Annotated in this window: 3 protein-coding genes and 3 pseudogenes; 4 read left to right on the top strand and 2 right to left on the bottom strand. The window is 70.4% G+C overall.

Features of this window, described 5'->3' with window-relative positions:
- Window positions 1-70: 70 nt before the first annotated feature.
- The gene (locus C1I99_RS27050; RefSeq protein WP_438941454.1) at window positions 71-766 is read right to left on the bottom strand and encodes an SDR family oxidoreductase; all 696 of its coding nucleotides are present in this window, start codon (window positions 764-766) and stop codon (window positions 71-73) included.
- Window positions 767-790: 24 nt separating this feature from the next.
- Window positions 791-1,071 (bottom strand): annotated as a pseudogene (locus C1I99_RS27045) (nucleotidyl transferase family protein); the annotation flags it as partial.
- A 472-nt stretch (window positions 1,072-1,543) separates the two neighbouring features.
- Between C1I99_RS27045 and C1I99_RS27040 the strand changes: the two are divergent.
- From C1I99_RS27040 to C1I99_RS27035, 4 genes and pseudogenes are all read left to right on the top strand, one after another.
- Window positions 1,544-3,601: a DNA gyrase/topoisomerase IV subunit B gene (locus C1I99_RS27040; protein WP_111137038.1), complete on the top strand. Its 2,058-nt coding sequence runs from the start codon at window positions 1,544-1,546 to the stop codon at window positions 3,599-3,601.
- Window positions 3,602-3,633: 32 nt separating this feature from the next.
- Window positions 3,634-3,891 (top strand): annotated as a pseudogene (locus C1I99_RS34880) (DNA gyrase subunit A); the annotation flags it as partial.
- Window positions 3,892-3,981: 90 nt separating this feature from the next.
- Window positions 3,982-4,659: pseudogene (locus C1I99_RS34875) on the top strand (LAGLIDADG family homing endonuclease); the annotation flags it as partial.
- A 57-nt stretch (window positions 4,660-4,716) separates the two neighbouring features.
- A complete protein-coding gene (locus tag C1I99_RS27035; protein ID WP_438941453.1) occupies window positions 4,717-7,416 on the top strand; it encodes a DNA topoisomerase (ATP-hydrolyzing) in 2,700 nt (899 codons plus the stop codon).
- The last annotated feature ends 52 nt before the right edge of the window (window positions 7,417-7,468 follow it).

Here is a 7,468-nt window from a genome sequence, read left to right as displayed (position 1 = left end):
GCGCGTAGGGCGCGTAGGGCGGGTACGGCGGCGGCGAGGTCGCCGAGGCCGAGGGCGCGGAGCACGATGATCACGGGTAGGAGGACTCCTGTTCGGCGCAGACGATCATTTCGCGGATGGTGCAGCCGGGGGGTTGGGACAGGGCGAACATGATGGCGGCGGCGGTGTCGGCGGGGTCGTTGAGGTGGGCGTGGGGGCCGGGTTTGTAGTGGTCGTCGCGGTTGTTGAAGAAGGCGGTGTTCATGCCGCCGGGGATGAGCAGGGTGACGTTGATGGTGCCGGCGAGTTCGGCGGCGAGGGCGCGGGTGAAGCCGACGACGCCGAATTTGGCGGCGCAGTAGGCGGTGGCGTCGCTGACGGCTTTGATGCCGAGGGTGGAGGCGATGGTGACGATGCTGCCGCGGGAGGTTTGCAGGAAGGGCAGGGCGGCGCGGATCACGGCGGCGGTGGCGAGCAGGTTGACGGTGATGATTTGTTCCCAGGTGTGGGTGGGGACGTCGGCGAGTTTGCCGGGGACGTCGATACCGGCCGCGGTGACGACGGCGTCCAGGCCGCCGGTGTGTTCGGCGAGTTGTCGGGTGGCGGTTTCCGCGGCGTGGGTGTCGGCCAGGTCGCACTCGATCCAGGGCACCCCGTCGCCGGGGGCGTGGCGGTCCAGGACCAGTGGCCGGCCACCGGCGCGGGCCACCGCGGTGACCACCGCCGCACCGAGACCACTCGACCCCCCGGTCACCAGGATCGCCGATCCGTTCAGGTCCGTGCTCATGCCGCTCCGCTGATCAGTCGGTCGCCGCGCCGGCGCGGCGGTGATGGTGGCGGTGGTGGACCGCCCGGCCAGGTAGGGCACGGTGACGACCCGGCCGCCCCAGCCGCGTACCAGCTCGGCCTCGGGCAACTCGGGGGCGCCGTCGCCGGCATAGTCGCCACCCTTGACCAGACGTCCGGTCGCAGCCGGGACAGCACGGCGTGCGGGGTGGGCTCGTCGACGACGACCACCCCGTCGACGCACTCCAGGGCGGCCAGCAGCCGAGCCCGGTCAGCCTCGGTGTTCAGCGGGCGATCCGGCCCCTGCCAAGGACCCGCATGCGGAATCCCTACCCTCGCGTTTTCCTCCTAACCTCTAGATCATCGACTTCTCCGGACCGAACCATCAGTCCCGTGTGGAGAATTGGCGGCGGGACTGCCTGTGGTTACGTACCGTGATCACGATGTCGCGACCCGCTGCCGTCGCCGGGGTGCGCCGCCTCCCCGCGTGGCGCGGGCCGCGCCGCCGCGCCGCCGCGCGGATGTCCCGCCGTACCCCGCTGGGTAGGGGGAATCCCGGCGTGACCTCCGGGCGTTGCACCCCCGGGCGCCGGATCCGCGCCGGTCACCCCGGGTGGCGGCGGCGACCCCACCGGGCGTGGACGTCCCCGCCCGGCGGGTCGCGCGGGGCTTCCCGGCGTTGTCGGGGCGTCCGGCTAGGCTCGCTGCGGCGCGCCGCACCGGGCCACCGTCCGCCGGTGACCGGCACCACACCGCCGAGACCTGGGAGTACGACCAGTTGACCGCAGAGCCTGAGACCCTGTACGGGGCCGACGACCTCACCCACCTCGAGGGGCTGGACGCCGTCCGTAAGCGGCCCGGCATGTACATCGGCTCCACCGACAGCCGTGGCGTGGGTCACCTCGTCAACGAGATCCTCGACAACTCCACCGACGAGGGTGTCGCGGGTCACGCGACGAAGATCGAGGTGACACTGCACGCCGACGGCTCGGTCCAGGTCGACGACGACGGCCGGGGCATCCCCACCGACGTGCACGCCAAGTCCGGCATCTCCGGTGTCGAGCTGGTGCTCACCCGGCTGCACGCCGGCGGCAAGTTCGGCGGCTCCGGCTACAAGACCTCCGGCGGTCTGCACGGGGTGGGCGCCTCGGCGGTCAACGCGCTCTCCCGCCGCTTCGACGTGACCGTGCGCCGTGGCGGCAAGGTCCACTCGATGTCGTTCCGGCACGGCGTACCGGGCATCTTCGACGGCGACGGCCCCGACGCGCCGTTCACCGCCGGGCCCGGCCTGCAGGTGGCCGGCGCCATGAAGCGCGGCCAGCGCACCGGCACCTCGATCCGGTACTGGCACGACCCCCGCTACTTCGAGACCGGCGCGTCGCTGGACGCCGACGCGGTCCGGATGAAGCTGCGCAACACCGCCTTCCTGGTCCCGGGCGTGAACTACCTGCTGCGCGACCACACCGGCGAGGCGCCCGCCGAGGAGCGGTTCCACTACCCCAACGGGCTGACCGACATGGTGGACTTCCTCGCTCCGGCCGGCGACCGGCCGGTCTCGGGCACGCTGCTGGTCACCGGCGACGGCACCTACCGGGAGAACGCCGCCGACGCCAACGGCGTGATGCAGTCCAACGTGCAGCGCCGCGCCGAGGTCGAGGTGGCGTTCCGCTGGGGCACCGGCTACGAGCGCACTGTCGAGTGCTTCACCAACACCATCCGCAACGCACATGGCGGCACCCACCGCAAGGGTTTCGAGCGGGCCCTGGCGCGTACCCTCGCCGATGCCGTCCGCAACACCCGCGGCCTGCTCAAGGCCAAGGAGGAGCCGCCCACCCTGGACGACGTCCTGGAGGGGATGACCGCGGTGGTGCACGTGCGGATTCCGGAGCCGCAGTTCACCTCGCAGACCAAGGACGAGCTCTCCACCGCCGGCATCACCAAAGTGCTCCAGGGCCTGGTCGAGCAGCACCTCAAGACGTGGCTGGACGACCGGAAAACCAAGGCCGAGGCGCGTACGGTCCTCCAGAAGATCGTCGACGCGGCCCGGGTGCGGCTGACCCAGAAGCAGCAGAAGGACGCCGCCCGCCGCAAGACCGCCCTGGAGGGCGCGTCGATGCCGGCCAAGCTGGTCGACTGCCGGGCCGCGGGCATCGAGCGCAGTGAGCTGTTCATCGTGGAGGGCGACAGTGCCCTCGGCACGGGTCGCCTCGCCCGGTCCGCCGAGTACCAGGCTCTGCTTCCGATCCGGGGCAAGATCCTCAACGTGCAGAAGGCCAACCTCCAGCAGGTGCTCGACAACGCCGAGTGCGCGGCGATCGTGCAGGTGCTCGGGGCTGGCTCGGGGCGTACCTTCGACCTCTCCGCCCTGCGTTACGGCCGGGTGCTGATCATGGCGGACGCGGACGTGGACGGCGCGCACATCCGGACGCTGTTGATCACGCTCTTCGCCCGCTACATGCGGCCGCTGATCGAGGCCGGCCGGCTCTACGCCGCCATGCCGCCTCTGCACAAGATCACCACCAAGGGGCGCAACCCGCAGACGATCTACACCTACACCCAGGCCGAGATGGAGGCGACGGTCCGCAAGCTGGAGAAGGCCGGCAAGCAGATCGTCACTCCGATCCCCCGGTTCAAGGGTCTCGGCGAGATGGACGCCGACGAGTTGTGGGAGACCACGATGAACCCGGCAACCCGGGCGGTCCGCCGGATCACCCTCGACGACGTCGACGCCGCCGAGCGGATCCTCGATCTGCTGATGGGGGAGAAGGTCGAACCGCGCCGCAACTGGCTCATCGAGTCCGCCGACCGGGTCGACCGGGAAGCGATCGACGCATGAGCACCGGGTCTGTACGAGGGGGAAGCTGAGTCATGGCACGCCGCAAGGAAACGAAGGTCGACCTCTCCGCGTTCGACCTGGCCGGCGCGCGGGTCTTCGACAATCCGCTGGTCACCGAGGTCTCCGACTCCTACCTGGAGTACGCCTTCTCGGTCATCCACTCCCGCGCGCTGCCCGACGCCCGCGACGGCCTCAAGCCGGTGCACCGGCGCATCCTCTGGTCGATGTACGAGCAGGGGCACCGCCCCGACCGGGGGCACGTGAAGTCCGCCCGCATCGTCGGTGACTGCTTCGTCGCCGGCACGCTCGCATCTACGCCGGAAGGCCTACGGGCTATCGAGGACATCGAAATCGGTGACCGAGTGCTGGACGGCCAAGGGATGCCTGTTCCCGTGACGGCGGTGTACCGCAATCCCTCGTCCGATCTGCTACGCATCACCTGGAGCAACGGCCACACCATGGTCGTGACTCCGGGCCAACGGTTCCGGGTGGTGGCTGACGACCTATCCCTCGGATGGTCGGAGGCCCGGGACCTTCTGGGACAGTTGACCCTGGCGTACGGTAGCGGTCGTCGACAAGAGCTGACCCCGGACGGCGACGTGTACGACTACGTACGCGGGCTCGTAGCGGCCGAGGGCTTCGCCGTTGACAGATCCGGCGAGGCGGATGGCCGGGTACGAATCCACATGCGCGATGTCGAGCCTCTCGACGTGGCTCACGGCTGGGCCATCGCAAACGGTCTCAATGCGTCGCGCGGCAAGCGGGAGGCCCGGAACCCGCGCCACCGCGATCAACACATCCTGACCTTCAGTCGGCATGCGGGTCTGCTGGAGGCTGCCCGGCCGCTGGGTCAGAGCAAGCGTGTTCCGGCTGACGTCCTCCACAACCGCGCCGCTTGGGTGCCCTTCCTTGCCGGCTTCTTCGATGGCGACGGCTACATCCGCAAGCGCTTCCGCGAGATTGGCTTCGTAAGCACCAGCGAAGTGCTGGTTCGGCAGGTCTACGCGATGCTCGCCGATCTCGGTATGCACGGGCACCACTGGAGCAACGCCGAGCAGCGCCGGCCGCTACTGGGCCTGTCGGTCACCGGACGGGACGCTGCGGCCCTGGCCGAGATGCTGCTGCCGTGGGTGCGGATCCGGGACAAGAGCGACGGTCTTCACCGAGTGGTGGACCTTGGCTACGAGTACGGCGGCAAGCAAGGTAACGATCGTCTGCCGTGCCGTCCAGTGATGGAGGAGTTCACGGCCGCACACCAGGGCGGCGGGTGGTTCCGGGACAAGCACGGCAACGCCTTCCGTGCCTCGCTCTCCCAAGGTGCCGGGACCAAGGTGCGCTACGGCAAGGATCGTGACGGCGCGCCTCTGTCGGAGCGGTCATTCCCGCTCTGGCGCGCCGAACGGGACGGTTGGGTGCGTAAGCTCCAGCGCCTCGGTTCGCCTCTGGCCAGCCGACTCGAGGCACTGGCGGGGAGTTCCTTCCTGCGGGTGATCGCGGTTGAGGCGGTGTCCCCCGGGGTCACGTACGACATTCAGGTTGGCTCTGACGAACACGCCTTCGTCGCCGAGGGTCACGTCGTGCACAACTGCATGGGTAAATATCACCCGCATAGTGACACGGCAATCTATGACGCCATGGTCCGCTTGGCCCAGGACTTCTCGCTCAATGTGCCTCTCATCGACGGGCATGGCAATTTCGGGAGCCCAGACGATGGACCGGCAGCGGCGCGTTACACCGAGGCCCGGCTGTCCCGCGAAGCCATGCTGCTCGTCGGCGAACTGGGCGAGGAGACGGTCGACACCGAGCCAAACTACGACGGCTCGCTGACCCAGCCCACCGTGCTGCCGGCCGCCTTCCCCAACCTGCTGGTCAACGGCGCGTCCGGGATCGCCGTCGGCATGGCCACCAACATGATCCCGCACAACCTCGGCGAGGTCGTCTCCGCCGCCCGCTGGCTGATCAACCACCCGGACGCCACGCTGGACAAGCTCATGGAGTTCGTCCCCGGCCCCGACCTGCCCACCGGCGGCCTGCTGCTCGGCCTCGACGAGGTGCGCCGGGCGTACGAGACCGGGCGCGGCGTGGTCCGGATGCGCGGCAAGGTGGAGATCGGCCCGGTCGAGGGCAGCCGCGGCCGGCAGGCGATCACCGTCGTCGAACTGCCGTACGGCGTCGGCGCGGAGAAGGTCATCGCCGCGATCAGCAACGAGGTCACCAAGACCAAGCGGCTCACCGGCATCGCCGACGTCAAGGACCTCACCGACCGGGAGAGCGGCACCCGCCTGGTCATCGAGTGCAAGGTGGGGGTCAACCCGCAGGCGCTGCTGGCCGACCTCTACCGGCTCACCCCGCTGGAGCAGTCGTTCGGCGTCAACAACCTGGTGCTGGTCGACGGGCAGCCGCAGACCCTCGGGCTGAAGGCGCTGCTGGAGGTGTTCCTGGCCCACCGCTACGACGTGGTGACCCGGCGCACCGCGTTCCGGCGCCGCAAGCGCGAGGAGCGGCTGCACCTGGTCGATGGTCTGCTGATCGCCCTGCTCGACATCGACAAGGTGGTCAAGCTGATCCGGGGCAGCGACGACGCGCAGGCCGCCAAGGACGGGCTGATGCGCCGCTTCGGCCTCTCCGAGATCCAGGCCACCTACATCCTGGACACTCCGCTGCGCCGGCTCACCAAGTACGACCGGATCGAGCTGGAGGCCGAGCAGGAGCGGCTGCGCAAGGAGATCGCCGAACTCTCCAGCATCCTCGACGATCCAAAGGTGCTCAGGAAGGTCGTCTCGGACGAGCTGGCCGCGGTGGTGAAGCAGTTCGCCACGCCGCGCCGCACCACCCTGGTCGACGGTGACCTCAAGGAGGTGCTCGCCGCGTCCGCGCCGGCCGGGCCGCTGGAGGTCGCCGACGACCCGTGCCAGGTGATCCTCTCCGCGACCGGGCTGGTGGCCCGTACCGCCGCCGAGTCGGAGGAGGCCGCCGAGGGGCGTCGGCGGCACGGCCGGGTCAAGCACGACGCGGTACGCGCCATCGTGCACTCCACCGCCCGGGGCCGGGTGCTCCTGGTGACCAGCGCCGGCCGGGCGTTCAAGATAGACGTGCTGCCGTTGCCGGTGCTGCCCGAGCAGGCCGGGACGGTGTCGCTGCGCGGCGGGATGTCCGCCGCCGAGCTGGTGCCGCTGGAGCCCGGCGAGAGCGTGGTCGGTCTGGCGCCGCTCGGGCCGACGGCGGAGGGCTCACCGGGCCTGGCACTGGGCACCCGGCAGGGCGTGGTGAAGGTCTGCGCGCCGGAGTGGCCGGTCCGCTCCGACGAGTTCGAGGTGATCAGCCTGCGCGAGGGCGACGAGGTGGTCGGGGCGACCTGGCTGACCGACGGCGCCGAGATGGTCACCTTCATCACCTCGGAGGCGTCCCTGCTGCGGTTCCCCGCGGGGCTGGTCCGTCCGCAGGGGATCAAGGGTGGTGGCATGGCCGGCGTCAACCTTCCCGCCGGGGCGCGGGTGGTGTTCTTCGGCGCGGTCCGCACCGATGACCCGGGGCACGGCGAGCCGATGGTGGTCACCTCCACCGGCGCCACGGTCAAGGTGACCCCGTTCGCGGCGTACCCGGCAAAGGGCCGGGCGACCTCCGGGGTGCGCGCGCAGCGCTTCCTCAAGGGCGAGACCGACGTGGTGGCAGCCTGGGTCGGGCCGCGCCCGGTCGGCGCCACCGCGAACGGCGAGCCGGTGGAGCTGCCGGCCGCGGACCCGCGCCGCGACGGCTCCGGCTTCGCCGTGATGCTCGGCCCGACGGTGATCGGTCATCTGGTGGAACGCGGCTGACCGGAGTCCCGGGGTGCGGCGGCTTCACCTGCCGCCGCACCCCGTCCCACCC

It is taken from the genome of Micromonospora deserti (assembly GCF_003236335.1).
GTDB classification, from domain to species: Bacteria; Actinomycetota; Actinomycetes; order Mycobacteriales; family Micromonosporaceae; genus Micromonospora; species Micromonospora deserti.
The sequence above is the reverse complement of the archived record's forward strand: the minus strand, read 5'-3'. Positions and strand labels throughout refer to the sequence as shown.